This window comes from Erwinia sp. E_sp_B01_1, from assembly GCF_036865545.1.
Taxonomy (GTDB): domain Bacteria; phylum Pseudomonadota; class Gammaproteobacteria; order Enterobacterales; family Enterobacteriaceae; genus Erwinia.
In genome coordinates this window covers 3,127,514-3,153,487 of sequence record NZ_CP142208.1, presented here as the reverse complement: position 1 = coordinate 3,153,487, position 25,974 = coordinate 3,127,514, and the positions used below count along the sequence as shown (strand labels likewise).

Genomic DNA, 25,974 nt, shown 5'->3' with positions numbered 1-25,974 from the left:
TTAAGCTGGAAAATATAAGGAAAGCTTAAATGTCTCCATACTGGTATATTTCAGGGTTTATCGCATTAATTTCCATACTGGAAGTTATTACGAAGGAGGATAACAAGACTCAAAAAATCTCCACTTACCTGTTTTTGATGTGCGTTCTGGTTCTGATTGTCTTTGGCGGTATCCGCGGACTCGGAACGGGAATGGATGACTATCAATATCGCAGCTTTTATCAGGACTTCCTGCAACGAATTGAAGTGAATGGCGTCGCGAAGACGATAGCCTTCTTCCGTTACGAGCCGATGACCTTCCTGATCGCCTTTCTCTCCAGTGTGGTGTCGAAGAATGCCGACATCCTGATCTTTATCTATTGTACCATTGCCGTTTCGATTAATGCGTTCTTCTTTAAGAAGCTCTCTCCTTTTCCAATCCTGACTCTGGCGCTCTATTCAGCGCACGTTTATATCAATAAAGATATGAACCAGATTCGATTTGGTCTGAGCTCGGCATTTTTCCTCGGCTTTGTTTATTATCTGTTCCAGGGTGAAAAACTTTGGGCCTTTGCCTTCTTCCTGCTGTCGTTCTTCAGCCATAACACGGCTGTTATCGCGGTAACCATTATTCCGTTCCTCTATATCAGAAAGTCACCTCTGATTCCGATCGCTATTATTATATTGAGCGTGCCGCTTTCTAAAATAGGGGGGAACAACTTCGTTCTGCTGATCTCCTCGCACCTTGGTTCGCTGGGGGAACGAGCGGCAGGCTACAGTAACGGGGATACAGCCGGGGAACCGACTTCGGTATTCTCGATTGCTAACTTCAAAAACATTATTCTGGTCTGCGTCTTCTGCTACTTCATGCTCTCAAGAAAGCTGAAAGAGACGGACTGGCAGGCGTACAGCTTTAACTACCTGATCATCTTAATCTTCGCGATTGGTGGTGCGGTGAGGATCTTCTTCTACAACTATCCATCGGGTGCACGTCTGTCGAACTATCTGCTGCAGATCGAACCGGTAGTCCTGGCCACTTTGTTGCTCTATTCCAAAAAAATTCTCAGGCTGCCAATGTATACGATGATCCTCTTCATTCTGGTTTATTACCTCTACTACAACACCATTCAGGTGAAACAGGCCGTAGTGGGATACACCGTTTCCGACACGTTCAGATTGACCCGATAGCACTTTCCCGCCGGTTTTAGCGGCGGGCTTTCAGTTGCACACTTCACAGGCCATATAACAAATGGCCTTTTTTCTTTCTAAATTTACGCTTCAGCGGTTCAGATTCAGGAAATCAGATGACTAATCAAATTGGCACAGTGGGCATTATCATCCCTATGTACAACGCGCGGAATACGGTTCTGCGGGCAGTACAATCGGTACTTGATCAAACCTGGACAGACTGGCACATCTATCTGATTAACGATAAATCCACTGATGACTCGCTGGCCTTTGTGCAGGAGCACTGCCGCGATCCCCGGATCACCGTGCTTAACAACGCGGTCAATATGGGCGCGGCTGAAACCCGCAACGTCGGATTAAAAGCGGCTAAAGAAGAGATCATTGCTTTTCTGGACAGTGATGATGAGTGGGAAAAAGATAAACTGATGTTGCAGGTTCAGGCGCTGGCCGCCGGCGACGATCTGGTGATTTCCCATTACGGCTACAAATCCCGCACCAAAGCCTATGATGTGACCTACGGCAAGCCTTACCTGATGAAAGAGAACTTCGTGAAAAAGCAGTTCCGCATCTGCTTCTCTTCGGTTTGCTATCGTCGTCCATCCCGCAACCTTATGTTCCAGAAAAAGGGGCATGAGGACTTTTTGTTCCTCTATGAACTGTTCGATCAGTACAAACAGGCCAGGGTAATAAATCAGAATCTTGTTATTTACTATGAGCTGGGTGATTCGCTTTCGCGCAACAAAAACAAAGCGGCGAAGTGGCACCTCGATTTATTAAGATTTATCTATAAAAACAATCCACTAAAAGTGTATTACTATTACGTCTGGTACATGGTCAATGGCGTTTTGTTTACGCTTAAGCACAGATGATCGCCGCAACCTGAAACGTTTCAGTTTTGCCATGATGAAAAGAGTAGCCTTACCTGATGACCTGAGCGTTTTTTAACAGGCCAGGTTTTTAACATTGATGTGATTGAGGTGGTTAGTCCGCGATGAAAAAAATAGTGCTGGTGATTAAAGACGCCTATTCCTACGCCGGAACCGAAAATATTTGTAACTTCATGTCCGAATGCCTGGGCGACGAACATGAAGTGGTGATCTACTCGCTTGAAGGCTCAGGTAAGCCCTTCTATCCGTTTGAGAAAGTGAAGCAAATTGTCAGCTTCGCGGGCGAGAAGAACCCGATTCGCAGCGCGGTAAAACGCATTAATCAGCAGAACTTTGATGCGGTATTTCTGATCAGCATGGGTCGCCTCAGCGTGATGTTCGCCCTGTGGAACATCCTGTCGCTGAAAAAGAAAAGGGCTAAGACCTACGCCTGCGAACACATTGCCATTAACTCCTTCAGCAAGCCGATTAAATTCCTCAAATATCTCATGCTGCGCTATTACGATCGCGTCATTGTGCTGACCGATAAAGACGACAGCGTCTTTACGCAGTGGGGGATCCCCAGCAAAACCATTCCCAATCCTGTGGTATTCAAAAACTATCAGCGAACTGAGCGCCACCGTCAGGCGCTGGCTGTGGGCCGTCTGGACCACCAGAAAGGGTTCGATCTGCTGCTGGACGTCTGGCAGGGGTTTGTGGCGACTAACCCGGACTGGAAACTGGTGATTGCCGGCGACGGAGAGCTGAAGGATGAGCTGATCGCCAAAGCCGGCGCGTTGAAAATCACCAACAGCGTCTCCTTTGTGGGCAAAGTGTCCAACATCAATGACTACTATCGCGACAGTGATATGGCACTGATGACCTCACGTTACGAAGGCTTGCCGCTGGTCTTGCTGGAAGCAAAATCCTGGTCATTACCGGTCATCGCTTACGACTGCCCAACCGGCCCGCAGGAAATTATCAATAACAATGAAGATGGCTTCCTGGTGAAGATGAATGACCGTGCCACCTTTATTGAAAAAATGAACCAGCTCGCGCACAACGACGAGCTGTTCTATGCCATGAGTGAGAAGACCAAAACCACGTCGCTGAAGTTTGACGGCAGGGTGATTAAAGAAAACTGGCTCTCACTGGTTTAACGCTTAAGCCTTACCTGTAGCCGGTGCCCTGACAGCGCCGGCCAGCCGGGAAGTGCCTCTGGAAATCAAATTCACGCTACGCCACAACCGGCAATTGACCATGGGATTTCATGAATGAAAAGAAGAGAACTGATAACCGCCTTCTCATCGATTCTTGCAGCCCTTTCTGTGAGCTCGTTTTCCAGCCAGGCGGCTGACAAAAAGGCCGCTGTTTCGCTTAAAGATGTCCCGGCAGGGGATGTGCCGAAACAGGATGTGCCAATCCTGACGCCAGAAAATATCTACACCATGCCAGACCGCTTCTGGAAGAATTTCAACGGTAAGCTTTACATCGGCAAGGCCGGAACAGATCCCACTCAGGCAGGCAACCTGATCGATGTGTTCCTGAAAAATGCTAATGGTAAATTGTCGAAAATTGAGCAGCCGATTGCGCTTAATAAAGGCAATTTCCAGCAATTTATTGACGACAATGCGGCGCTGATTGCTAATCCTGCACACTCAATGGCAGTCGTGGATGACAGTGGCAAAGCGTTGTTTAACATCGCTGACGTTACGCGTCCTGGTGCCAGCAATTTCAGCCAGCGTTTATCCCAGCCAGCCGGGTATCAGCTGATCGGTGAGATCGCCTCTGCGGATGACCTGCGGAAAACGCGTCCGCTGTTTACCGGCGCCAAGGTCAAGCTGAGCAGCTGGCATGAAGGTCAGGAAGAGGGCGGCGGCGAGTTTGTCGGCACGCTTGAGGCGGCGACGGATGACGGCGGCGTTATCTTTGCCGGTGAGGGTTTCCACTGGCGCCGTGTGGTGGAAGACTTCAATCGCCTGACGCTGTTTGATTTTGGCGCTATCGACGACGGTAAAACCGATACGGCTCCGGCGATCAAAGCCATGTACAACTGGTCGCAGAAAGCCAATCAGCAGATCTGCATTCAGTTCCCGGCGGGCACTTTCTTTGTCAGCGCCTGTGATTTTTCAGCGGCGGAAACCCGCTTCTTCCGTCTCTCTGGCGCGATGGTGAACTTTGGCTATTTCCCGGCCACCACGCTTGTTTCAGACGGGCAGTCTGATTTTATCTTTAAGGTAAATACCCGCTGGGTGGAAGTCAGTAACCTGATCGTTAACGGCAGAACTGACAGCCAGCCGAACAAGCAGGGCTTTTTCCTCAATAAATGTGAAGGCGGCCAGTTCTTCCGTGGCGCGTCGTTGCGTTTCTCCCGCCTGGGTGGCACTTCGCTGAGCCTGATGGATACGCTGGATTGTAAAATCGATCAGTGGTACGCCACGCATTGTACCGGCGATGTAATCAAATCCGTCTGGTCTAACCGGCCGAAAGGCAAATGGGATCACAGCACGGCGATCGAACTCTCTAACTTTAACGCGCAGTACTGTACTGAAGGAATGGTACTGAATCTGGAGCGTTGCGGTCAGTCCCTGATCCATAACGGCTGGATTGAACACTGCGAACATCCGGGCAACATCTCCAATGGTCAGTGGATCATGGATGCAATGAGCCTGGAAGGGTGTAAAAACCCGCTGATTGCCCACAACACGCGTCTGAACACCCGTCAGACCAATCTGCAATCCGGTAGCTCGATTGATAACTCCTCGCAGGGCAAGCCGTGGCTGAGCGCGTGGGAGAGAGGCTCCACCCGCGTGGAATCCTACGGCATCGCGGCCGATGGCAGTATGAAATACAACTACCTGACCTCGCGTTACCGCATCAATAACAGCAGTAATCAGGAAAAATGGTACGAACTCGGCAACATTTATACCCCGGAAGTGGGCGATAACTGGGAAATCGAGATTTTTGGCCAGTCTTCCTTCAGTAACGGCACGGACAAAAGCCCGCTCGATAAAGTGGTGGACGGTAAGACCACCGGCGGCAAAGCGATCATCAGTCTGCAGCGTAAAACGCATAAATTTGAGGCCAGCTGGCATGCCGAAGGGGCAAGTCCGATTGTGGATGTGATGTATGTCACGCCACACGACACGGACACGCGCGTTTTCGTTAAGCTGGCGGGCTGGATGGCTTCTGCCGGTGTGTTGATGAAAACCACCGCAAAAGACCGCTTCCTGACCGGCAAATGTGCCCGTTTCGACAGCAAGATGGATTTTGCCAGTGCGCCAACGGGTGATGACGCGCACCGGGCCGTACAGCGTTTTACCCTGCATAACGGTAAAGCGGGAATTGGCGCGAATGAGCAGGGCGATCTGTTACTGGAATCACGGCTTTTAAAACCGGAACAGGTGGATACCAGTAAAGCCGCAGGCTACATCTCAATGGTTATTAACGGTAAACAGGTAGCGATGCCTTATTTCGATCTCAAAGGATAAGGACAATTTTGTCCGGGAATGCCCGCCGGCTGGACTTCTGACAGGGAGGAACGCGGCGGGAAGTTAGGTGGTTCAGGCAGTATTGATGAGGGTTCAGCGGTTTTTTGAACAATAAGACTTATTAAACAACCACTTATGGTTAGTGATAGCCTGTAAAATTACAAGAATTTATTTCTGGAGCTTTTATGAAGATTTTGTTAGTTGGCAATCATACGTGTGGTAATCGTGGTGATGGCGCTATTTTACGCGGGCTTATTGATTCGCTTAACCTCGCAAGGAAGGATCTGGAAATTGATGTAATCAGCCGCTATCCGACCAGCTCAGGCTATTTGCTGCAGCAGGAAATATTGCCGGACGAACTTTTTCTTGAGACCAAAAAAGGAAAAAATAAGCTGACTGATAAGGTCAAACGTCGCCTGATGCCAAAAATTATGATGGCGCATATCAGCGGCAAGGGGATTTTCAAATCTTTTGCTATCCCCAAATACCTGCAGGACTTTACCGATAAGCTGAAGCAGTACGATGCGGTAATCCAGGTCGGCGGCTCGTTCTTTGTTGACCTCTATGGTCCATTACAGTTTGAGCACGCGTTGTGTGCGCTGCTGGCGAAGAAGCCTGTCTACATGGTTGGTCACAGCGTTGGGCCATTCCAGAAACCAAGATTCAATGAAATTGCTAACTTTGTCTTTGCACGGGTCAACAGCCTGGTGCTGCGCGAAAGCGTCAGCCTGGAGATGATGAAGCAGGGCAACATCACCACCGAAAAAGTGGCGAAGGGAGCTGATACCGCTTTCCTGGTCCGTGCCCGTTCGGTGGATGAACCCAGCCACAACCTGATGCACTGGCAGAATCTGATCGCCTCAACAAAAACTATCGCCATAACCGTGCGTGTACTGGCTCCTTTCGACAAGCGTCTTGGGGTTACGCAGCAGGAATATGAGATGGCGTTTGGTAAGGTGATCAATGCGATGATCGACAGAGGGTATCAGGTAGTCGCCCTGTCTACCTGTACCGGCATCGACAGCTATGATAAAGATGACCGTATGGTGGCGATGACGCTGCGCGATCATGTGGTTCAGAAAGATAAGTATCACGTCATCATGGATGAATTTAATGACCTTGAACTGGGTATTCTGTTGGCACAAAGCCATTTAACCATTGGTACTCGTCTGCACTCTGCGATCATTTCCATGAACTTCGGAACGCCAGCCGTGGCGATCAATTATGAACACAAATCACTCGGCGTCATGAACCAGCTCGGCCTGCCAGAGATGGCCACGGATGTGAAGAGCCTGATGGATGGCAGCCTGATCGCTAAAGTGCATGGTATCCTGGATAATTATGATGCTGTGAAACAACAGGTTGATAGCGCGGTTGAGCTGGAGAGGGTATTGGGGAACAAAATCACCGAAGATGTCGTCAAGATTTTAGGGTGAACCGATGAAAATAACTTTTTTCACAATGCGATTTCCGGTCTCGTCTGAAACATTCGTGCTGAATCAGGTCACCTATTTTATCGACAGTGGGTATGACGTTGAGATCATCTCGGTGTTTCCTGGCGACCTGGTTAACCGTCATGGTGCGTTCGACCGTTACAATCTGGCAGAGAAAACGCACTATCTTCTGCCAGAAGAGAAGAAGACCAACGGTGAAAAACTCAAACAGCGCCTGCAGATCGTGCTGCCGAAAATCCTGAGTAAAACCACCCTCAAATCGTTCAACGTTTTGCGTTATGGCGATCAATCCAGCAAATTACTGCTGCCGGCCATTGTAGCCAATGCGAAACAGACTTTTGAGGCTGATGTTTTCCTGGTGCACTTTGGCTATGCCGGGGCGCTGGCTAATAAGCTGCGTGAACTCAACGTGTTGAAAGGGAAACAGGCGACCGTTTTCCACGGGGCGGATATCTCCCGTCACCATATTCTGGACGAGCACAAACAGGATTATAAAAACCTGTTCCGGCAGACCGAACTGCTGCTGCCGATCAGCCATTTGTGGGAAAACAAGCTGATATCTATGGGCTGCCCGGCGGAGAAGATCCATGTCACCCGTATGGGCATTGAACCTGAAAAATTCAGTCTGAAAGTCCGCGAAGAACTTCATGCCCCGCTGCGTATTGTCTCGGTAGCCAGACTCACCGAGAAAAAAGGGCTGGGCGTGGCGGTGGAAGCCTGTAAGTACCTTAAAGCGCAGGGCGCCTTTTTCGAATACACCATCATCGGTAACGGTGATATGGAAGAGGAGCTGCGTAACACCATCCGCACTGCCAACCTGGAAGATTGCGTGAAGATGGTTGGCTTCAAGCCGCAGGAAGAGATTAAACGCTATCTGGATGAAGCGGACATTTTCCTTCTGCCTTCGCTGACTGCGGCTGATGGCGATATGGAAGGCATACCTGTCGCGCTGATGGAAGCGATGGCCGTAGGCCTGCCGGTAGTCTCGAGTGACCACAGCGGCATTCCCGAACTGATTGAGAACAATGTCTCTGGCTGGCTCGCGCCAGAAGGGGATGCCAAAGCTTTAAGTGAAATTTTACTCAAGCTGGCGCAGGGGAATGTGGATGTGGCACCGGTAGTGTCGGCTGCCAGGGCGAAAGTTGAAACGGAATTTAATCAGCACATAGCCTATCGGGAACTGGCACAACTGTTGGAGCGTCTTGCGTGAGTAGTTTGAAGAACCAGGCCGCATGGCTGTTTGGAGGCACTTGCTTTGCGGCGGTGCTACAGGTAGTCCAGCTGGGCGTGCTGGCGCGTAAACTTGAAACGCATGAGCTGGGTATCCTGGCCATCATCAACGCCATCCTGGCGGTGGCGATGGTGCTGCAGGATATGGGGATGAGCAGCTACATCGTGCATCGTCAGAACATTACCCGTAAAGAGCAAAGCACCATCTACTGGGTAAACGTTCTGCTCAGCCTGCTGACCGGTTTACTGCTGATCGCCATCGCCTGGCCCATTGCGCACTTCTATCACCTGCCGCAACTGACCGGGCTGATTATGCTGACCAGCCTGAACTTTCTGGTGCTGGGTTCGCTGTCGCAATATCAGGCGCATTTTATTAAAGCCAAGCGAATGGTATTGCTGGCGAAAATAGAAATGATCACCAAGTTCCTGGCCTTTGCTTTAACCGTCGGACTGCTTTATTTCTCTCCTTTAAATGTTTCCGCCGTTATTCTTGGATTATTTGCCAATGCCGCCATGCGCATTCTGTGCATGATTTGGTTTGGTGAGAAATCCTGGCGGCCTACGCTGGAGTTCGATAAAGCGACTTTCTTCAGCTCAATGAAATATGGCGTTTATCAGCTCGGCTCGCAGACAATTAATCAGTTACGTACTCAGGCTGACTCACTGATTGTGGGCAAGGTGATGGGCGCGGATATGCTGGGTGTCTACTCGCTGGCTAAAGAACTGGTGCTGCAACCACTGAAACTGGTGACGCCGGTCATCAACCGTCTGGCGCTGCCTCGCTTTGCAGAAAAGCAGCATGAGCCTGCTCAGTTGCAGAAGCTGTTCCTGAAGGGCACGCTGGTTATTATGTTGTTCAGCAGCCTGATGTATCTCTCGATCGGTATCCTCTCTCCGGTGATTGTTCGCGTACTCTACGGTTCGGCACATGAAGCGGTGGCGCATCTGATCCCGCTGATGCTGCTGTTCGGTATGCTGCGCCCTATGGGCGGCCTGACCGGCGCAATCTCGCAGGCTAACGGAAGAACCAACGTTGAGTTCTACTGGAATGTAGTGGCAAGTGTCATTGTCCTGATGGTACTGGCAACCACCTGGCTCTATCCAAACGTCTGGTATGTGGCGCTCACGCTGTCGATTTCGCAGGTTCTGATTTCGGCCTTTGCGCATCCGTTCTTCATCAAGCCGGTGATAGGTATCCCGTTCCTGCCTTATGCACGTCAATGGGTTTCCGTCTCCATCGTGTTTGTCGGCATCATGGCGCTGGTAAACTATTTCAATTTATTTGTTATGCCGGAATGGTTCGCAGGCTGGCTTTAATCAGAAATGGTGCAGTAATACAACAAGGTGACCGCTTCGGCGGTTGCCTTTTTTATTTCAGCTTCAGGCGGAATTTCTTAAAATGCAGCCCTATTTAAGACCAGTCACTGCTTAATTTTCAGATTAAGATTATACTTGTGAATCATCTCTTTAATGCATAATCGTTCAACGTTTTTTACTTCATTTATATGGAAAAAATATGACCAAGCTTAAAGCAGTTATCCCCGTTGCGGGTCTGGGTATGCATATGCTCCCTGCTACAAAAGCCATTCCTAAAGAGATGTTGCCCATTGTCGACAAGCCGATGATTCAGTACATCATCGATGAGTGCGTGGCAGCAGGCATCAAGGAAATTGTTCTGGTCACCCACGCGTCCAAGAATGCGGTTGAAAACCATTTTGACACTTCTTACGAACTGGAAGCGCTGCTGGAAGCCCGCGTTAAGCGTTCGCTGCTCAGCGAAGTCCAGTCCATCTGCCCTCCGGGCGTTACCATTATGAACGTGCGTCAGCCTCAGCCGCTGGGCCTGGCGAACTCCATCCTGTGCGCGCGTCCAATGCTGCACGACGAAGCTTTTGTCGTGGTATTGCCGGACATCCTGCTGGATGACTCTACCGCTGATCCACTGCGTTACAACCTGGCCGCTATGGTTGCCCGTTTTGAAGAGACGCAGCGTAGCCAAGTATTGGTTCACCATATGCCTGAAGCCGATCTGTCTGAGTACTCTGTGATCAAAACGCAGGAAACCATGGATAATCCAGGCCAGGTAAGCCAGATTATCGACTTCGTTGAAAAACCAGAAAATCCACAGACGCTGGAATCCGATCTGGCAGCCGTGGGCCGTTACGTGCTCTCTGCCGATATCTGGGCTGAACTGGAAAACCTGGAGCCAGGTGCCTGGGGCCGTTATCAGCTGACCGACGCCATCTCTAACCTGGCTAAAAAACAGCCTGTGGATGCGCATCAGCTCTCCGGTACAAGCTTTGACTGCGGTCGTAAACTGGGTTATATGAAAGCCTTCGTTTCCTGGGGTCTGAGAAACAACGCGCAGGGACGTGAGTTCCGCGACTCAATCAAAGAAATCCTGGCGAAATAATCCGCAACCCGAACGTGGCCACGCTCTGCGTGGTTGCAAGGAGTCAACATGGCTATTTTAGTAACGGGCGGAGCTGGTTATATCGGTTCCCACACGGTGCTGACGCTTCTTGAGCGCGGCGACGACGTTGTCATACTGGATAACCTGAGCAATGCTTCACGTGAATCTGTCAACCGGGTAGAGAAACTGGCAGGGAAGACGGCGACGTTTTGCGAAGGCGATATCCTGGATCGTGCCTGTCTGCGCGATCTGTTTGCGCAGCACGAAATCTCAGCGGTCATTCATTTTGCTGGTCTTAAGGCGGTAGGGGAGTCCACCCGTATGCCGCTGGAGTATTACCAGAATAATGTCACCGGAACGCTGGTGCTGCTTGAAGAGATGCGTGCAGCGGGCGTGAACAAATTTATCTTCAGTTCATCCGCTACCGTTTACGGCGCTGATGCACCGGTTCCCTATGTGGAAACCACGCCAATTGGCGGCACAACCAGCCCTTACGGCACATCAAAGCTGATGGTTGAGTTCATCCTGCGCGACTACGCCAAAGCAAACCCGGACTTCAAAACCATCGCCCTGCGTTACTTCAATCCGGTTGGCGCACATGAGTCCGGCCAGATTGGTGAAGATCCTAACGGCATTCCTAACAACCTGCTGCCCTATATTGCTCAGGTTGCGATTGGTCGTCTGGAGAAGCTGGGCATCTTTGGTGGCGATTACCCAACCAAAGACGGCACCGGCGAGCGCGACTATATTCACGTGATGGATTTAGCCGAAGGCCACCTGAAGGCGCTGGACCATATCGACGCTGTTAGCGGTTATAAAGCTTATAACCTGGGCGCTGGAGTAGGGTACTCGGTACTGGAGATGGTCAAGGCGTTTGAGAAAGCCGCTGGCCGTGAAATCCCTTACCAGATCTCCCCACGTCGTGACGGCGACCTGGCCGCGTTCTGGGCCGATGCTTCACTGGCCGATAACGAGCTGGACTGGCGTGTTTCCCGTGGTATCGATGAGATGATGCGCGATACCTGGAACTGGCAGAGTAAGAATCCTAACGGCTACCGTTAAGTATTCATGCTGACCGCTTTTCTACTAAACTCCCTCAGGGGAGTTTTTTGCATTTATCTGATGCATAAAATATGACCAACCCCCCAGCACAAGACAAATATTCCGTCGAAAATCTTGTTTCGATGTCAGGTAAGTATGAGAATCAGGACGGATTTTGATATCCTTCTGTGCGCTTAAGTTAGCTTTACTTCAGTTTTCTTAAGCGGTGAAGCAGGCAGTTAAAAGTAGCATGAGTTATTCAACGCGACTGGTAGCGATAGCCAGGGGCGGTAGCGTGGAATAACTTTCCTCAAAATGATAAAGAGAGAAACACTGCGTGAAAATTCTGGTAACTGGCGGGGCAGGATTTATAGGTTCTGCTGTGGTGCGTCATATTATTTCTCAAACCTCTGACAGCGTAATCAACGTTGATAAACTCACTTATGCTGGCAATCTGGAGTCCCTGGCAGACGTCAGTGGTGATTCGCGTTACGCCTTCGTACAGGCAGATATCTGCGATCCGGCTGCCATGACTGCTGTGTTTGCACAGCATCAGCCAGACGCCGTTATGCATCTGGCTGCAGAAAGCCATGTGGATCGCTCTATTACGGGACCAGCCGACTTTATTGAAACCAATATTGTCGGCACTTATGTGCTGCTAGAAGCCGCACGTGGTTACTGGAATAGTCTGGAGGGAGAGCGCAAGGCGGCTTTCCGCTTCCATCATATTTCTACGGATGAAGTGTACGGTGATCTGCCGCATCCGGATGAAGTAGAAGATCAGACGGCATTAACGCTGTTTACTGAAACTACCCCTTACGCCCCAAGCAGTCCTTACTCAGCGTCAAAAGCATCAAGTGACCACCTGGTTCGTGCCTGGTTACGCACCTATGGATTCCCGACGCTGGTAACGAACTGCTCCAATAACTATGGCCCGTACCACTTCCCGGAAAAGCTGATACCTCTGGTGATTCTGAACGCATTGGATGGCAAAACCCTGCCGGTGTATGGCAAAGGGGATCAAATCCGTGACTGGCTCTATGTTGAAGACCATGCCCGCGCACTTTATACCGTTCTGACCAAAGGTCAGACTGGCGAGACTTACAATATTGGTGGGCATAACGAGAAACAAAATCTGGAGGTTGTGCAGACTATCTGTGACCTGCTGGATGAGATCGTGCCGAAAGATCAGAGCTACCGTGAACAGATTGCCTACGTTGCTGACCGTCCGGGCCACGATCGCCGTTATGCAATTGATGCAGATAAAATCAGTAAAGAATTAGGCTGGAAGCCGCAGGAAACCTTTGAAAGCGGTATTCGCAAAACCGTTCAATGGTATCTGGATAATACCCAATGGGTAAGCAACGTGAAAAGTGGGGCTTACCAGTCATGGATTGAACAAAACTATACTGGTCGCAAACCATGAATATCCTGTTATTTGGTAAAAATGGTCAGGTAGGCTGGGAATTGCAACGTGCTCTGGCCCCTCTGGGCCATGTTACCGCTCTGGCTACCCATTCCACCGACTATTGCGGTGATTTCAGTAACACTGCCGGTATCATTGAAACGGTGCGTAGCCTGCGTCCGGATGTCATCGTAAATGCCTCAGCTTATACCGCTGTGGATAAAGCAGAATCAGAGAGTGATTTGGCACAGCAGATTAATGCCATCGCTGTTGAAGCTGTCGCCAAAGAAGCTCAGCAACTCGGTGCCTGGTTAATTCATTACTCTACAGACTATGTTTTCCCTGGAACCGGAAGCGACGCCTGGTTGGAAACTGATGCTACTGCCCCTTTGAATGTCTACGGCGAAAGCAAACTGGCCGGAGAAGAAGCTATTCAGCGTTATTGTGAAAAGCACTTAATCTTCCGCACCAGTTGGGTTTATGCCAGTAAAGGCAATAACTTTGCTAAAACGATGTTGCGGCTTGCTAAAGAGCGCAGCGAATTGTCGGTAATTAGCGATCAGCAGGGCGCGCCAACCAGTGCCGAATTATTGGCTGACTGTACCGCTCACGCCATAGTCACAGCCTGCAATAACAATGATGTCGCTGGGGTATACCATCTGGCTGCATCGGGTACGACTTCATGGTATGACTACGCCTGCCTGGTGTTTGCAGAAGCTCAGAAAGCCGGTGTGCCACTGGCGCTCAATGCAACTCATCCGATCCCGACCAGTAGCTATCCAACACCTGCTAAGCGCCCGCTGAATTCAAGGCTGAATACGCAAAAATTCCAGCACACCTTTGCGCTGACGCTACCGGTATGGCAGCAGGGTGTTAAGCGGATGCTGGATGAGTTAATTGCCTTTAAAGCAATCTGAACCCCGCAACTTATGCCTGAATAATCAGATTAAAATAGAGAGAAATGATGAAGCGCAAAGGAATTATTCTGGCCGGTGGCTCCGGTACACGTCTTTACCCGGTGACCATGGCTGTCAGCAAACAACTGCTCCCTATCTATGACAAGCCAATGATCTATTACCCGATCAGCACGCTGATGCTGGCGGGGATCCGCGATATTCTGATTATCAGCACGCCGCAGGATACGCCTCGCTTTGAGCAATTGCTCGGTGATGGCAGCCAGTGGGGACTGAACCTGCAATATAAAGTGCAGGAGAGTCCGGACGGTTTAGCTCAGGCATTTATTATTGGCGAAGAGTTCTTGGGTGAAGACAGTTGTGCTTTGGTGCTGGGCGACAATATTTTCTATGGTCATGATCTGCCTAAACAACTGGAAGCAGCCGTCAGCCAGACTTCCGGCGCGACAGTATTTGCTTACCATGTCAATGACCCTGAGCGTTATGGCGTTGTGGAATTCGACAAAGAAGGCATTGCTGTATCTTTAGAAGAGAAACCGCTGGAGCCTAAAAGTAATTATGCCGTTACCGGGTTATATTTTTATGACAACAGCGTGATTGAGATGGCGAAGAACCTAAAACCTTCGCATCGCGGCGAATTAGAAATCACCGATATCAATCGTCTCTATATGGAAAAGGGTACGCTCTCTGTAGCGATGATGGGTCGTGGTTATGCCTGGCTTGATACCGGAACCCACCACAGCCTGATTGAGGCAAGTAACTTTATCCAGACTATTGAAGAACGTCAGGGCCTTAAAGTCTCTTGTCCTGAAGAAATTGCCTATCGAAAAGGTTTCATCGATGCTGAGCAGGTTAAAAAGCTTGCAGCACCACTCTCTAAAAATGCTTATGGGCAATACTTGTTAAAAATGATCAAAGGACAGTTTTAATATGAAAATAACTAAAACCTCAATTCCTGACGTTATGATTTTCGAACCTACTGTATATGGCGACAAGCGAGGTTTTTTCTTTGAAAGTTTTAATAAGAAAATATTTGAAGAAGCAATAGGCCGTAACATTGATTTTGTGCAGGATAATCATTCTAAATCCTCTAAAGGGGTTTTAAGGGGGCTGCATTATCAGGTCGCACCTCACGCACAAGGCAAATTGGTTAGATGTACTCAGGGTGCCGTTTTTGACGTTGCTGTGGATATACGTAAAGGATCTGATACTTTTGCAAAATGGGTTGGAATCGAGCTTTCATCAGAAAATAAGAAACAAATGTGGATCCCCGAAGGGTTTGCCCATGGATTTATCACATTAAGTGATACAGCAGAGTTTTTATATAAAACAAATGAATTTTATAATCCAGTAAGTGAAAGATGTTTGCAATGGGATGATGGAGATTTAGATATCAGCTGGCCTAATCTCGGGGAAATTATCGTTTCCGAGAAAGATAAACTGGGGAATAAGTTATCAGAAATTTAAGGTTGATCTTCTCGTGAGTTTAATAAAAAACACTATTTGGAACCTAAGTGGTTATATAATACCTTCAATGATTGCAATTCCTTCATTAGGCTTACTTGCAAGGAGTTTGGGACCGGAACGGTTTGGTCTGTTTACTCTGGCTGTGGCTGTAATTGGTTATGCAAGCATATTTGACGCAGGCCTTACCAGAGCGGTAATCAGAGAGATTTCAATACATAAGAATAATATAGAAGAAAGAAACAAAATTATTGCAAACTCTTCGCTGATCTTGTTGTGTTTAGGATTTTTGGGGGGTATGACTATATACTTACTTGGAGATAATATAGTATCCTTACTCAATGTGGATGAGCGTTATTACAACGAAACTCACAAAGCTATTTCATTGATTTCTTTATCGTTACCTTTTTTCCTTTTGAATCAAGTATGGCTTGCTATATTGGAGGGTAAAGAAGAGTTCAAAAAAGTAAATCTCGTCAAGTCTTTTAATAGTTCATTCATTGCCGGTATGCCAGCTCTGTTTGTTTTTTTCAACTCTTCGTTATCATATGCTGTTTTAGGACTTGTTTTTGCCCGCTTTCTGTCTGTAGCAACTACATTTTATGTTTGTAAGAACTATGTAATTTCATCAGGATTTATAGTTAATCGGACAACGGCATTAAGATTAATGAAATACGGTGGATGGATTACTGTAAGTAATATAATTAGCCCCCTGATGGCATATTTTGACAGGTTTATTATTGCTCATATGATGGGAGCATCTCACGTTGCATACTATACAGCTCCCGCGGAAGGTGTTCAAAGATTAACTATTTTCCCCGGCGCTTTATCGAGGGCAGTCTTTCCTCGATTATGTGGTATGTATGCAAAAGAAGAGAAGCAGAAACAAGAGAAAATTGCTCTTATACTTATGGTAATAGCTGTACTACCTGTTACTTTACTCGGTATTGTTTACTCGAATGAAATAATGACTTTATGGATGGGACAAGCTTATTCAGGATTGGCTGGTAACATTCTAAAGATATTATTAATTGGTTTCTTGTTTAATGCAGTTGCGCAGATTCCATTTTCAAGCATACAAGCTGCTGGTTTGTCAAAAGTAACAGCCATTATACATTTGTGTGAATTATTTCCGTACCTGATGGTATTATATTCATTTATTAATCACTGGGGCGTTATGGGTGCTGCTATTGCATGGACTCTGCGAGTAACAGTTGATTGTTTTATACTTATATTTATAAGCAAAAAAATAAATAACAGATAAAGAATAATTGATTTTTGATTATTTTCAATGTTTTTTAGAGGAGGTGTTTTACTATGAGTGATTTTAAATCATACCATGAGTTTCTAAATGAATAAGACCAAAAAAAATGTATACACACTAATTATTTTTATTATTACGTGTATTGCTATGATTTTGATTGCTGGATTCAGGCCTGTTGGTATTGACAATGATTCATATGCATATGAAAGTGCATTAAATGCATTTTTCAATAATGAGTATGAAATAAAAGAGCCAGCATTTATTTTATTTTCAGAGTTAACTGAAGTTCTTTTTAATAAAGATGTTACCGCTTTATTTCTGATGTACGCAATTTCGGCAATTACATTAAAGTCATATTGTATTTATCGATATGCCGACCTGCCATTAATGTCATTAATGATTTACATTGGAATGTATTTTATTCTTCATGATATGACTCAAATAAGAGTTGGCGTTGCCGCAGCATTTTTCTTATTAGCAATACCTGATCTTATAACAGGAAGTAATAAAAGGTATGTAATTAAGATTAGCTTAGCAATATTTTTTCATTACAGCGCTTTCCTCCTATTACCTTTGATTTTTCTAAAAAACAAAAAAATATCCATTTACTTTTATTTCCTTCTCCCGTTTATAACTTTAGCTTCAGTGATTTTAATCGGAGATATGCATCCGATTTTAATAAAACTCTTTAGCTTTTTCCCTGCGCCTTTAGGGCCCAAAGCAGTAAACTATATAATTAATCTTGAACTATATGGCCGTTTTGATAATATAAATATTTTCAGCAAGTCAACGTTGTTCGTATTAAGCATATTTATGCTTTATACAATAGTGATGCTTAAAATGGAGCACAAAGAACATAACCATATCATTTTTTATAAGATAATGAGTTTGATGTTGACGCTATTTTATTTATGCTCTTCAGTTCCAGTATTGGCATCAAGGGCATTCGAATTGCTGGGAGTATCTATGATTTTTTCGCTTCCGGCTCTATGCTTGAAAATACACCAAAAAAAAATAATGTTAAGTATGTTAACGATATGGGTAGTAGCTTATTTTTGTGTGGTTTGCTTAAAATTATTAGATTTTAGCCTCGTGTGAGATTTATGCTATGAATGCAAAAGAAATGTTTAGGGAAAAATGCTTAATTGTTATTTTAAATTGGAATGGATCATCTGATACACTTTCCTGTTGCGAAAGCTTAATGCAGTCAGAAGGTAACTTTGATGTTTTGATTATTGATAACAGCTCTAGTGCAGAGCAATATAAAACACTTATAGATGGATTAAATAAACAGGCTTTTGAAAATAAATTAAATATTACTTATCCAGATAATATTATTAAAAATTATAATATTGACTTAATAAGTACTTTTTACGCCAATAAAAGTAATTACTACGTATTCCATTCTACTATTAATCATGGCTTCGCAAAAGGTTGTAACTTAGGAGCAGAGTTCTCAAGTTATTGCGGTTACGAAAGCGTGCTTTTTCTGAATAATGATACTGTTGTAGAACCCGATTTTTTAGAATTACTTATAAAAAAATTAGACGTTGCGACCGCAGTGATTCCTCAAATTAGATTTTATTCTAATAAAGAAATTATTTGGAACTGTGGAGGGGACATTAATAAGTATGGTAAACGTAAATATTTCTTCTCTAATGTTAATGGCGAACATGTAAACTTTTCATCAGGTACATTCGACATTACTTTTGCTACGGGTTGCTGCCTATTATTTAAAGTTAACAGCTTCATAGAAATAGGTATGTTCACTGAAGATTTCTTTTTTGGTGAAGAAGATATTGATTTATCTCTCAGAATGAAAGAAAGAAAATTGAAAATGATATGTGAGCCTGCATCTATTATTTATCACAAGGTCGGTGCAAGTCTTGCTGGTGATCAAAGAAGGTTAATTAATAAATCTTATATCCATTACCTGAACCGATATATAAATATAAGAAAACATTTGGGTATTAAGTGGTATATATGGTTAATTCCTTCGACTTTGAAGGTTCTGATTAATAATAAGAAAATCAGTAAGATGCCTTTAAGTGAAAATATCAGTTTCACTTTTTCACTATTGAATGATGCTTTTATATTGAAAAGAGTTACTAAAGAAAAGTTTGAAGACACTATGATGAACGGATTCAAATAATATTTTAATAACATATTGGTTATCTGATGAATATTGCGATTGTAATTCCTACGCTAACGATAGGGGGAGCTGAAAGGCTAGCTCTGGATACAGCACTTTCCCTTCAACAGATGGGTGAAAATGTTATCGTTATATCCCTTTCAAATGATAGTAAAATTGATTTACCATTAAACTTAAAAATTGTTTTTTTGAACAAAAAAAATAAATTTAGCAATTTATCTCAAGTTTTTAAGCTTTATGATATAAATGCCTGCATAAGTTATTTAGAAAGAGCCAATCTAATTTGCTCACTAGTTTGCTATTTTACTAATACTCTTTTTACTGCTTCAGTACACACAGCACCTAAGGCTGCATTTAAGAAAAGGAATTTTTTAAATAGAATTGTTATATATCTAACTTATAAGTTCATTAGTATTATAAAAGCTAAAGTTTTTTGTGTAACTGAAGGTATAAAAGACGATTTATATAATATGTATGGCATCAAAAATTCACGCGTTATCAGCAACTTTATCGATCACTCTGAGATAGATAGTAGAATTAGAGGAACGGAAGGTTGTAATGAGGACATATATAAAGATATAGATATTCTGTTTGTCGGGCGATTAAGTAAAGTAAAAGGATGCGATATACTAATTGACGCACTTTGTGAAATGAAACAATTCATTATTGAACATGATGTTAATGCAGTTATTGTAGGTGATGGAACTGAAAGGAAGTCACTTGAAATGCATGTATCATCTTCAGGTCTATCTGAACATATTGAATTCATCGGTTCATCTACCAATCCATATGAATTCATGCAAAGAGCTCGCTACCTGGTTGTACCTTCTTATGCCGAAGGGTTTGGTTTAGTTGTGCTGGAGGGGCTGTATTTAGGGTGTGATATAATCTTCTCAAAATGCGACTTTGGACCTCGTGAAATTATCGGGAAGTACTTTAAAGAACAAATACAATTAGGTTTTTCTGATCCCTCAAAAAGTCGCACTACTGCAATTAATGAATTATCATCCCTCATAGCTAAAATATTGCCTGAATCTAAATCATTATTGCCTTTAAATGTTAAGAAAGAAAGAGTTAAAGAGTTCTTTAATAAAAAGAAAGTTGCCTTAGATATTTTATTATTTTTAAGTAAGTAGAGGTTTAAAAGTGATTATGGGACATCTGATTTCAATCGTTATGCCAACGTATAATTCTTTAGAAACAATTCAACAAACTATTGAATCCATCCAGTCCCAATCAATCAAAAATTGGGAGCTGTTAGTTACAGATGACCACTCTACTGATGGTACATATGAGGCCCTTATTGATTTATCTAAGAATGATGATCGAATTAAAGTTTACAGAAATAAAACAAATTCAGGGGCAGCAGTTTCAAGGAATAACTCTTTAAGTAGAGCCATGGGTACATTTATAGCTTTTCTGGATAGCGATGATTTATGGGAGCCTACGAAATTAAAGGATCAAATTAACTTCATGGGTAATGATATCAATTTTTCTTTTACTTCTTACCAACTTATTACATTGGATGGGCACCCATTAAATAAAATTGTTGATAAAAATCAAATTGCGCCGTTAAGTTATCATGACATGTTAAAGAAAAAAGCTACTCTTGGTTGCTCTACTGTTATGCTTCGTCGCTCAGCCTTTACTGATTTATCAATGCCTTTGATTCGCACCGGTCAGGATTATGGATTATGGTTAAAGTTATTAAGAAATGGTGCTATAGCATACCCACTTAATAAAGTGCTCACAAAATACCGTATAGTTCCAAACTCCATATCAAGAAATAAATTTAAGAAGGCCAAAAGGCAATGGGAAATTTACCGAAGTATTGAAGGGCTTTCAATCGCTTATTCAGCATATTGCTTTATGTTTTATGCATGGCGGGCGACATTTAGAAAGTAAAATAAAGCTAATTTTGTGAAGCATACTTTTTATATTTTATAATGGTAGTAATGTTACCAACCTAAAAATAAAGTGACCTTTTACATGAATTGCTTATTTTTTAGCTACAAAATTATTTAAACTATCGCACCAATCACTACCTTCATCACATAAACTTGAGTTAACATGTTTAGAACATTGACCGCAGTCACAAAGCTGCAGGAAACATCACGTAGACAGGAGTAGGTATGTCCAAGCAACAGATCGGCGTTGTAGGTATGGCTGTCATGGGCCGTAATCTGGCACTCAACATTGAGAGCCGTGGCTACACAGTTTCTATCTTCAATCGCTCGCGTGAAAAAACCGATGAAGTCGTAGCTGAGAATCCAGGGAAAAAACTGGCTCCGCATTACTCTATCGAAGAGTTTGTTGATTCACTTGAGAAACCTCGTCGTATCCTTCTGATGGTTCAGGCCGGTGAAGCAACCGATAAAACTATTGCGTCACTTACTCCACACCTGGATAAAGGCGATATTCTGATCGATGGCGGTAACACTTTCTACAAAGACACTATTCGTCGTAACCGTGAATTGTCTGAGCAAGGTTTCAACTTCATTGGTACCGGTGTTTCCGGTGGTGAAGAGGGCGCTTTGAAGGGGCCGTCAATCATGCCTGGTGGCCAGAAAGAAGCTTACGAACTGGTTGCGCCTATCCTTACTGAGATTGCTGCACGTGCTGAAGGCGAAGCCTGTGTTGCTTACATGGGTCCGGATGGTGCTGGTCACTATGTGAAGATGGTGCATAACGGTATTGAGTATGGCGATATGCAGCTTATTGCAGAAGCTTACTCCTTACTGAAAAACGCTCTGAACCTTAGTAATGACGACTTGGCTAAAACCTTCAGCGAGTGGAACGAAGGTGAGTTGAGCAGCTACCTGATCGACATCACTAAAGATATCTTCACTAAGAAAGATGAAGACGGTAAATATCTTGTCGATGTGATCCTGGATGAAGCGGCTAATAAGGGTACTGGTAAGTGGACCAGTCAGAGCTCTCTGGATCTTGGTGAGCCACTGTCACTGATTACAGAATCTGTATTTGCCCGTTACCTGTCCTCTCTTAAAACACAGCGTGTAGCAGCTTCTAAAGTGCTGAGCGGTCCTGCAGTGCAGACCATTACTGGTGATAAAGCCGAGTTCGTTGAAAAGGTACGTCGTGCCCTGTATCTGGGTAAAATCGTATCTTATGCACAAGGTTTTTCTCAGCTGAAAGCCGCTTCTGATGAGAACAAATGGGATCTGCATTACGGTGAGATTGCTAAAATCTTCCGTGCTGGTTGTATCATCCGTGCTCAGTTCCTGCAGAAAATTACCGATGCTTATGCTGACAATGCAGAAATTGCTAACCTGTTACTGGCACCGTACTTCAAAAACATCGCTGATGAATATCAGCAGGCACTGCGTGACGTGGTGGCTTACGCTGTTCAGAACGGTATCCCAACGCCTACCTTCTCCGCTGCCATTGCCTATTACGACAGCTACCGTTCTGCCGTACTGCCAGCGAACCTGATTCAGGCACAGCGCGATTACTTTGGTGCGCATACTTATAAGCGTACTGATAAAGAAGGAGTGTTCCACACCGAGTGGATGGACTAAGTAAGAAAAAAACCTTCCGTCTTCGACGGAAGGTTTGATAATACATGGTTATTATAGATATCTCTTTTCTGTAACATTATAAATCATCTCACATATTTTCCTGTATCATCTTTAAGAGTCAATATAATTTATGAGCAATGAGAATCAATCCATTCGCGCAGGAAGTACTACGTCGCTTCATTCTGGAAATAGCACTAAAGAAGGGGAATTAGATCTTCTTGATGTGGTGTATCAAATCTGGAATGGGAGAAAAACAATTATTATTTCAATTTTAGTTGCTTTAATTATAGCTGCTTTGTATTTGCTTTTTGCTAAGGAGAAATGGACATCTGAGACGATAATTTCTCAACCTGCAGCCGGCCAGGTAGCAACTTATAATAATGCTTTGTCTATACTTTACACACAAAATATTGAGGATAAAGTAACTCTTCCTGATTTACAAAGGCAGATATTCGGTCGATATATTGCTTCTGCATATGCCCTTTCCGGCACTCTACAAAATCTGGAAGAACCATTGGATCTTAAAGTAAACCAAATTAATAAGGGGAGAGATGATCCTCTTGGCATCAGTTTCACAGCACCATCAGCCAAAGAGGCTCAGCAACAGTTAACTCATTATATTAATCAGCTAAATACTGAAGTTGCTGATGATCTGGCTGTTGATATGAGAAACAATATTTTTGTAAAAATAAATGGGCTGAAAGAATCACTGGCTGGACAAGAAAAAATCGCTCAGGATAAAAAAGATCATCGGATTGAAGTTATTAAGCAAGCTTTAAAAATTGCAGATTCAGCAAAAATATCCTCAACCAATTTAAGTCAGGCTGAATTCCTTTCAGATGATACCCTTTATCTGTTAGGGACATCGGCATTGACCTCGATGATAACTAATGAAAGCACTAAACCATTAGATCTTAATGCTTATTATTATGAAACACAAAGAACACTCCTGGCATTGACCAAGCTCAGAATAGATTTTGCGAGAATACAGAACTTCCAATTTATAATGAAACCTGATCTTCCTATAAAGCGTGACAGCCCTAAAAAAGTGATAACTGTTGCGTTAGCTATTGTCCTCGGTGGAATAGTGGGCGCATTTATTGTGATTGCCCGCAATATGTCACAAAACTATCGTCGAAAAACATTAGTCTGATTAAGGTTTTCTAGCATTGCTTCAACTCTTCAACTGAATACTTGAAAACAATAAAGGCTTCCCATGGAAGCCTTTTTTACGGCCAAAATCCCTCAGGTTCAGGAAACCTACTAATTCCCATCCCTGATAGCATTGTTCCTCGCTAACCGTGTGTCCAGCATCCCGTACTAGCAAATCTCACTCAGTACAAAGCGAAGCGGTTATCAGCTCGGAAAGCGGGAACCTAGAATTACGAGAGAGAGAGGGAAAGGGTATACACATATTTAATGTAGCAGTAAAAAGGCCGGTTTCCCGGCCCTCTGACACAGTAAGAAACTTATTTATGACGTTCGCGAAGGTTATTGATAATTGTACTCAGGTTCAGATCCTGATCCTGCAACAGCACCAGCAGGTGATAAATCAGGTCGGAAGCTTCGTTGGTCAGCTCTTCACGATCGTTAACGGTGGCCGCCAGTGCGGTTTCCACACCTTCTTCACCCACTTTCTGCGCAATACGCTTGGTACCACTGGCGTACAGGCTGGCCGTGTAGGAGCTTTTCGGATCGGCGTGCTTACGCTCTGCCAGCAGTTGCTCCAGCTGGTACAGGAATGTCCAGTCTGGCGCGGCCGGTGAGAAGCAGCTTGAGGTGCCCAGATGGCAGGTAGGGCCGACCGGATTAGCCAGGATCAGCAACGTATCGTTGTCACAATCCGGAGTAATGCTGACGACGTTGAGGAAATGCTCAGAAGATTCCCCTTTGGTCCACAGACGCTGTTTGGTGCGGGACCAGAATGTCACCTTGCCAGTTTCCAGCGTTTTAGTCAGCGCTGCCTGGTTCATATAGCCATGCATCAACACTTCGCCAGAGACGGCATGCTGGACGATGGCAGGCATCATGCCTTCCGTTTTTGCCCAATCCAGTTGGGCCAGTTGTTGTTCTGTTAACACGCGCGGATCTCCACACCTTTTTGTATCAGGAACGTTTTCAGCTCACCGATATTAATGATTTGCTTATGGAACACCGAAGCCGCCAGCGCACCATCGACATCCGCATCGCGGAAGGCCTCATGGAAGTGCTCCATAGTGCCTGCACCACCAGAAGCGATTAACGGCACTTTACAGACTTCACGTACCTTCTGCAGTTGGGTCAGGTCGTATCCGTTACGCACGCCGTCCTGATTCATCATATTCAGGACAATTTCACCGGCACCGCGCTTCTGAACTTCCTGCACCCACTCCAGGGTTTCCCAGGTGGTGACTTTGGTACGGCTCTCATCGCCGGTGTACTGATTGACGTGATATTTGCCGGTTTCGCTGTCATACCAGGTATCAATCCCCACCACGATGCACTGCACGCCAAAGCGATCGGCCAGACGAGTGATTAACTCTGGATCGGCCAGAGCAGGGGAGTTGATGGAAATTTTATCCGCACCGAAAGAGAGAATCTGCGCGGCTTCTTCAACCGACTTAATGCCGCCAGCCACGCAGAAAGGGATATCAATCACTTCTGCCACACGGGAGACCCAGCTTTTATCGACCACGCGGCCATCGGATGAAGCGGTAATATCGTAAAAGACCAGCTCATCAGCCCCTTCCTGAGCGTAGCGCTGCGCCAGCGGCACGATGTCGCCAATAATTTCATGATTGCGAAACTGCACGCCTTTAACCACCTGACCGTCACGGACGTCCAGGCAGGGGATTATCCTTTTTGCCAGCATGAGATAGCCTCTTTAACGGTGAATTTACCTTCCAGTAGGGCGCGTCCGACAATCACGCCTTTGGCACCGCTGCCGTTCAGCGCGGCAACGTCGTCCAGCGAACCTATGCCGCCAGAGGACTGGAACGCAATGGTGGGGAAGCGGGCCGATACTTCACGATAGAGCTCAACGTTGGAGCCGCTGAGCGTCCCATCGCGGGAAATATCGGTGCAAAGCACATGCTTCAGGCCTACAGGCAGAAACTGCTCAATCACTTCTTCAAGCGTCACGCCTGCGGCTTCCTGCCAGCCGCTGATCGCCACTTCCTTACGGTTGTTGGCATCAATACGGACATCCAGCGCCAGCACAATGGCTTCCGGGCCGTACTGCTCAAACCAGCTTTTCACTTCGGCAGGATCTTTTACCGCCGTGGAACCCACCACAACGCGGGTTGCGCCTGCGGCCAGTAACGCTTCCACATCCTGACGGGTACGGATACCGCCACCCACCTGAACCGGTACGTTGACGCCAGCCAGCAATTTCGTCAGCAGCGGGATCTGGCGGGCTGCGGGGTCTTTCGCGCCGGTGAGATCAACCAGGTGCAGCACTTCCGCGCCCTGAACTTCATAATCCTGCAGGCGGGGCAGCGGATCGCTACCGTAATCACGTTGCTGGCCGTAGTCACCCTGATGCAGACGAACCACTTTGCCTTCAATCAAATCTAATGCGGGGATAATCATGCCCG

General features: G+C 45.5%; 23 protein-coding genes. 20 read left to right on the top strand and 3 right to left on the bottom strand.

The features are described from left to right. Nucleotides 1-29: 29 nt before the first annotated feature. From VRC33_RS14940 to wzzB, 20 genes are all read left to right on the top strand, one after another. Nucleotides 30-1,166, top strand: a complete 1,137-nt coding sequence (locus VRC33_RS14940) for an EpsG family protein (RefSeq protein ID WP_338557113.1) — start codon at nucleotides 30-32, stop codon at nucleotides 1,164-1,166. A gap of 116 nt (nucleotides 1,167-1,282) precedes the next feature. Continuing rightward, complete coding sequence (locus VRC33_RS14935) at nucleotides 1,283-2,035, top strand: glycosyltransferase family 2 protein (protein WP_338557112.1); 753 nt, start codon at nucleotides 1,283-1,285, stop codon at nucleotides 2,033-2,035. Nucleotides 2,036-2,157: 122 nt separating this feature from the next. Beyond that, nucleotides 2,158-3,192, top strand: a complete 1,035-nt coding sequence (locus VRC33_RS14930) for a glycosyltransferase family 4 protein (RefSeq protein ID WP_338557111.1) — start codon at nucleotides 2,158-2,160, stop codon at nucleotides 3,190-3,192. 114 nt (nucleotides 3,193-3,306) lie between these two features. Next, nucleotides 3,307-5,523, top strand: a complete 2,217-nt coding sequence (locus tag VRC33_RS14925; RefSeq protein WP_338557110.1) for a phage tailspike protein — start codon at nucleotides 3,307-3,309, stop codon at nucleotides 5,521-5,523. Nucleotides 5,524-5,708: 185 nt separating this feature from the next. Continuing rightward, nucleotides 5,709-6,959 (top strand): colanic acid biosynthesis pyruvyl transferase WcaK, encoded by a 1,251-nt coding sequence (gene wcaK, locus VRC33_RS14920; RefSeq protein WP_338557109.1) that lies wholly within the window; start codon nucleotides 5,709-5,711, stop codon nucleotides 6,957-6,959. Nucleotides 6,960-6,963: 4 nt separating this feature from the next. Beyond that, entirely contained in the window at nucleotides 6,964-8,187 is a 1,224-nt protein-coding gene (locus tag VRC33_RS14915; protein WP_338557108.1) for a glycosyltransferase, read from the top strand. Further along, entirely contained in the window at nucleotides 8,184-9,524 is a 1,341-nt protein-coding gene (locus tag VRC33_RS14910) for a lipopolysaccharide biosynthesis protein (protein ID WP_338557107.1), read from the top strand. Before VRC33_RS14915 ends, VRC33_RS14910 begins: the two co-directional genes overlap by 4 nt. A gap of 199 nt (nucleotides 9,525-9,723) precedes the next feature. Further along, entirely contained in the window at nucleotides 9,724-10,620 is an 897-nt protein-coding gene (galF, locus tag VRC33_RS14905; protein ID WP_338557106.1) for a UTP--glucose-1-phosphate uridylyltransferase GalF, read from the top strand. 48 nt (nucleotides 10,621-10,668) lie between these two features. After that, nucleotides 10,669-11,682: a UDP-glucose 4-epimerase GalE gene (gene galE, locus VRC33_RS14900; RefSeq protein ID WP_338557105.1), complete on the top strand. Its 1,014-nt coding sequence runs from the start codon at nucleotides 10,669-10,671 to the stop codon at nucleotides 11,680-11,682. A 316-nt stretch (nucleotides 11,683-11,998) separates the two neighbouring features. Beyond that, nucleotides 11,999-13,087, top strand: a complete 1,089-nt coding sequence (rfbB, locus tag VRC33_RS14895) for a dTDP-glucose 4,6-dehydratase (protein WP_338557104.1) — start codon at nucleotides 11,999-12,001, stop codon at nucleotides 13,085-13,087. Beyond that, on the top strand, nucleotides 13,084-13,983 hold the full coding sequence (rfbD, locus tag VRC33_RS14890; protein WP_338557103.1) for a dTDP-4-dehydrorhamnose reductase: 900 nt from the start codon (nucleotides 13,084-13,086) through the stop codon (nucleotides 13,981-13,983). Before rfbB ends, rfbD begins: the two co-directional genes overlap by 4 nt. Nucleotides 13,984-14,027: 44 nt before the next feature. Beyond that, nucleotides 14,028-14,909 carry a glucose-1-phosphate thymidylyltransferase RfbA gene (gene rfbA / locus VRC33_RS14885; RefSeq protein ID WP_338557102.1) on the top strand — a complete coding sequence of 294 codons (882 nt, stop codon included), beginning with the start codon at nucleotides 14,028-14,030 and terminating at the stop codon, nucleotides 14,907-14,909. A gap of 1 nt (nucleotide 14,910) precedes the next feature. Further along, entirely contained in the window at nucleotides 14,911-15,447 is a 537-nt protein-coding gene (rfbC, locus tag VRC33_RS14880; RefSeq protein WP_338557101.1) for a dTDP-4-dehydrorhamnose 3,5-epimerase, read from the top strand. 13 nt (nucleotides 15,448-15,460) lie between these two features. After that, nucleotides 15,461-16,708 (top strand): flippase, encoded by a 1,248-nt coding sequence (locus VRC33_RS14875; RefSeq protein WP_338557100.1) that lies wholly within the window; start codon nucleotides 15,461-15,463, stop codon nucleotides 16,706-16,708. An 87-nt stretch (nucleotides 16,709-16,795) separates the two neighbouring features. After that, nucleotides 16,796-17,806: an EpsG family protein gene (locus VRC33_RS14870; RefSeq protein WP_338557099.1), complete on the top strand. Its 1,011-nt coding sequence runs from the start codon at nucleotides 16,796-16,798 to the stop codon at nucleotides 17,804-17,806. Between the two features lie 10 nt (nucleotides 17,807-17,816). Beyond that, nucleotides 17,817-18,860: a glycosyltransferase family 2 protein gene (locus tag VRC33_RS14865; RefSeq protein WP_338557098.1), complete on the top strand. Its 1,044-nt coding sequence runs from the start codon at nucleotides 17,817-17,819 to the stop codon at nucleotides 18,858-18,860. A 26-nt stretch (nucleotides 18,861-18,886) separates the two neighbouring features. Beyond that, nucleotides 18,887-19,996, top strand: coding sequence for a glycosyltransferase (locus VRC33_RS14860; RefSeq protein WP_338557097.1), 1,110 nt, complete (start codon nucleotides 18,887-18,889; stop codon nucleotides 19,994-19,996). A 16-nt stretch (nucleotides 19,997-20,012) separates the two neighbouring features. Further along, entirely contained in the window at nucleotides 20,013-20,765 is a 753-nt protein-coding gene (locus VRC33_RS14855) for a glycosyltransferase family 2 protein (RefSeq protein ID WP_338557096.1), read from the top strand. 227 nt (nucleotides 20,766-20,992) lie between these two features. Next, nucleotides 20,993-22,399, top strand: coding sequence for an NADP-dependent phosphogluconate dehydrogenase (gene gndA, locus VRC33_RS14850; protein ID WP_338557094.1), 1,407 nt, complete (start codon nucleotides 20,993-20,995; stop codon nucleotides 22,397-22,399). Between the two features lie 130 nt (nucleotides 22,400-22,529). After that, entirely contained in the window at nucleotides 22,530-23,552 is a 1,023-nt protein-coding gene (gene wzzB, locus VRC33_RS14845; RefSeq protein WP_338557092.1) for an LPS O-antigen chain length determinant protein WzzB, read from the top strand. Nucleotides 23,553-23,868: 316 nt separating this feature from the next. Here the strand turns inward: wzzB and hisIE are convergent, their stop codons facing one another. The 3 genes from hisIE to hisA are packed head-to-tail and all read right to left on the bottom strand — an operon-like array spanning nucleotide 23,869 to nucleotide 25,969. After that, the gene (gene hisIE, locus VRC33_RS14840) at nucleotides 23,869-24,480 is read right to left on the bottom strand and encodes a bifunctional phosphoribosyl-AMP cyclohydrolase/phosphoribosyl-ATP diphosphatase HisIE (RefSeq protein WP_338557090.1); all 612 of its coding nucleotides are present in this window, start codon (nucleotides 24,478-24,480) and stop codon (nucleotides 23,869-23,871) included. Next, nucleotides 24,474-25,250, bottom strand: coding sequence for an imidazole glycerol phosphate synthase subunit HisF (gene hisF, locus VRC33_RS14835; protein ID WP_338557088.1), 777 nt, complete (start codon nucleotides 25,248-25,250; stop codon nucleotides 24,474-24,476). The genes hisIE and hisF overlap by 7 nt, the downstream gene beginning before the upstream one ends. Beyond that, nucleotides 25,232-25,969 (bottom strand): 1-(5-phosphoribosyl)-5-[(5-phosphoribosylamino)methylideneamino]imidazole-4-carboxamide isomerase, encoded by a 738-nt coding sequence (gene hisA, locus VRC33_RS14830; protein WP_338557086.1) that lies wholly within the window; start codon nucleotides 25,967-25,969, stop codon nucleotides 25,232-25,234. Before hisA ends, hisF begins: the two co-directional genes overlap by 19 nt. Nucleotides 25,970-25,974 lie beyond the last annotated feature (5 nt).

Bases quoted from the DNA above. Each gene is read 5' to 3' on its own strand.
- VRC33_RS14940 (WP_338557113.1), top strand. From the start codon at position 30: ATGTCTCCATACTGGTATATTTCAGGGTTTATCGCATTAATTTCCATA.
- VRC33_RS14935 (WP_338557112.1), top strand. From the start codon at position 1,283: ATGACTAATCAAATTGGCACAGTGGGCATTATCATCCCTATGTACAAC.
- VRC33_RS14930 (WP_338557111.1), top strand. From the start codon at position 2,158: ATGAAAAAAATAGTGCTGGTGATTAAAGACGCCTATTCCTACGCCGGA.
- VRC33_RS14925 (WP_338557110.1), top strand. From the start codon at position 3,307: ATGAAAAGAAGAGAACTGATAACCGCCTTCTCATCGATTCTTGCAGCC.
- wcaK (WP_338557109.1), top strand. From the start codon at position 5,709: ATGAAGATTTTGTTAGTTGGCAATCATACGTGTGGTAATCGTGGTGAT.
- VRC33_RS14915 (WP_338557108.1), top strand. From the start codon at position 6,964: ATGAAAATAACTTTTTTCACAATGCGATTTCCGGTCTCGTCTGAAACA.
- galF (WP_338557106.1), top strand. From the start codon at position 9,724: ATGACCAAGCTTAAAGCAGTTATCCCCGTTGCGGGTCTGGGTATGCAT.
- galE (WP_338557105.1), top strand. From the start codon at position 10,669: ATGGCTATTTTAGTAACGGGCGGAGCTGGTTATATCGGTTCCCACACG.
- rfbD (WP_338557103.1), top strand. From the start codon at position 13,084: ATGAATATCCTGTTATTTGGTAAAAATGGTCAGGTAGGCTGGGAATTG.
- rfbA (WP_338557102.1), top strand. From the start codon at position 14,028: ATGATGAAGCGCAAAGGAATTATTCTGGCCGGTGGCTCCGGTACACGT.
- rfbC (WP_338557101.1), top strand. From the start codon at position 14,911: ATGAAAATAACTAAAACCTCAATTCCTGACGTTATGATTTTCGAACCT.
- VRC33_RS14870 (WP_338557099.1), top strand. From the start codon at position 16,796: ATGAATAAGACCAAAAAAAATGTATACACACTAATTATTTTTATTATT.
- VRC33_RS14865 (WP_338557098.1), top strand. From the start codon at position 17,817: ATGAATGCAAAAGAAATGTTTAGGGAAAAATGCTTAATTGTTATTTTA.
- VRC33_RS14860 (WP_338557097.1), top strand. From the start codon at position 18,887: ATGAATATTGCGATTGTAATTCCTACGCTAACGATAGGGGGAGCTGAA.
- VRC33_RS14855 (WP_338557096.1), top strand. From the start codon at position 20,013: ATGGGACATCTGATTTCAATCGTTATGCCAACGTATAATTCTTTAGAA.
- gndA (WP_338557094.1), top strand. From the start codon at position 20,993: ATGTCCAAGCAACAGATCGGCGTTGTAGGTATGGCTGTCATGGGCCGT.
- wzzB (WP_338557092.1), top strand. From the start codon at position 22,530: ATGAGCAATGAGAATCAATCCATTCGCGCAGGAAGTACTACGTCGCTT.
- hisF (WP_338557088.1), bottom strand. From the start codon at position 25,250: ATGCTGGCAAAAAGGATAATCCCCTGCCTGGACGTCCGTGACGGTCAG.
- hisA (WP_338557086.1), bottom strand. From the start codon at position 25,969: ATGATTATCCCCGCATTAGATTTGATTGAAGGCAAAGTGGTTCGTCTG.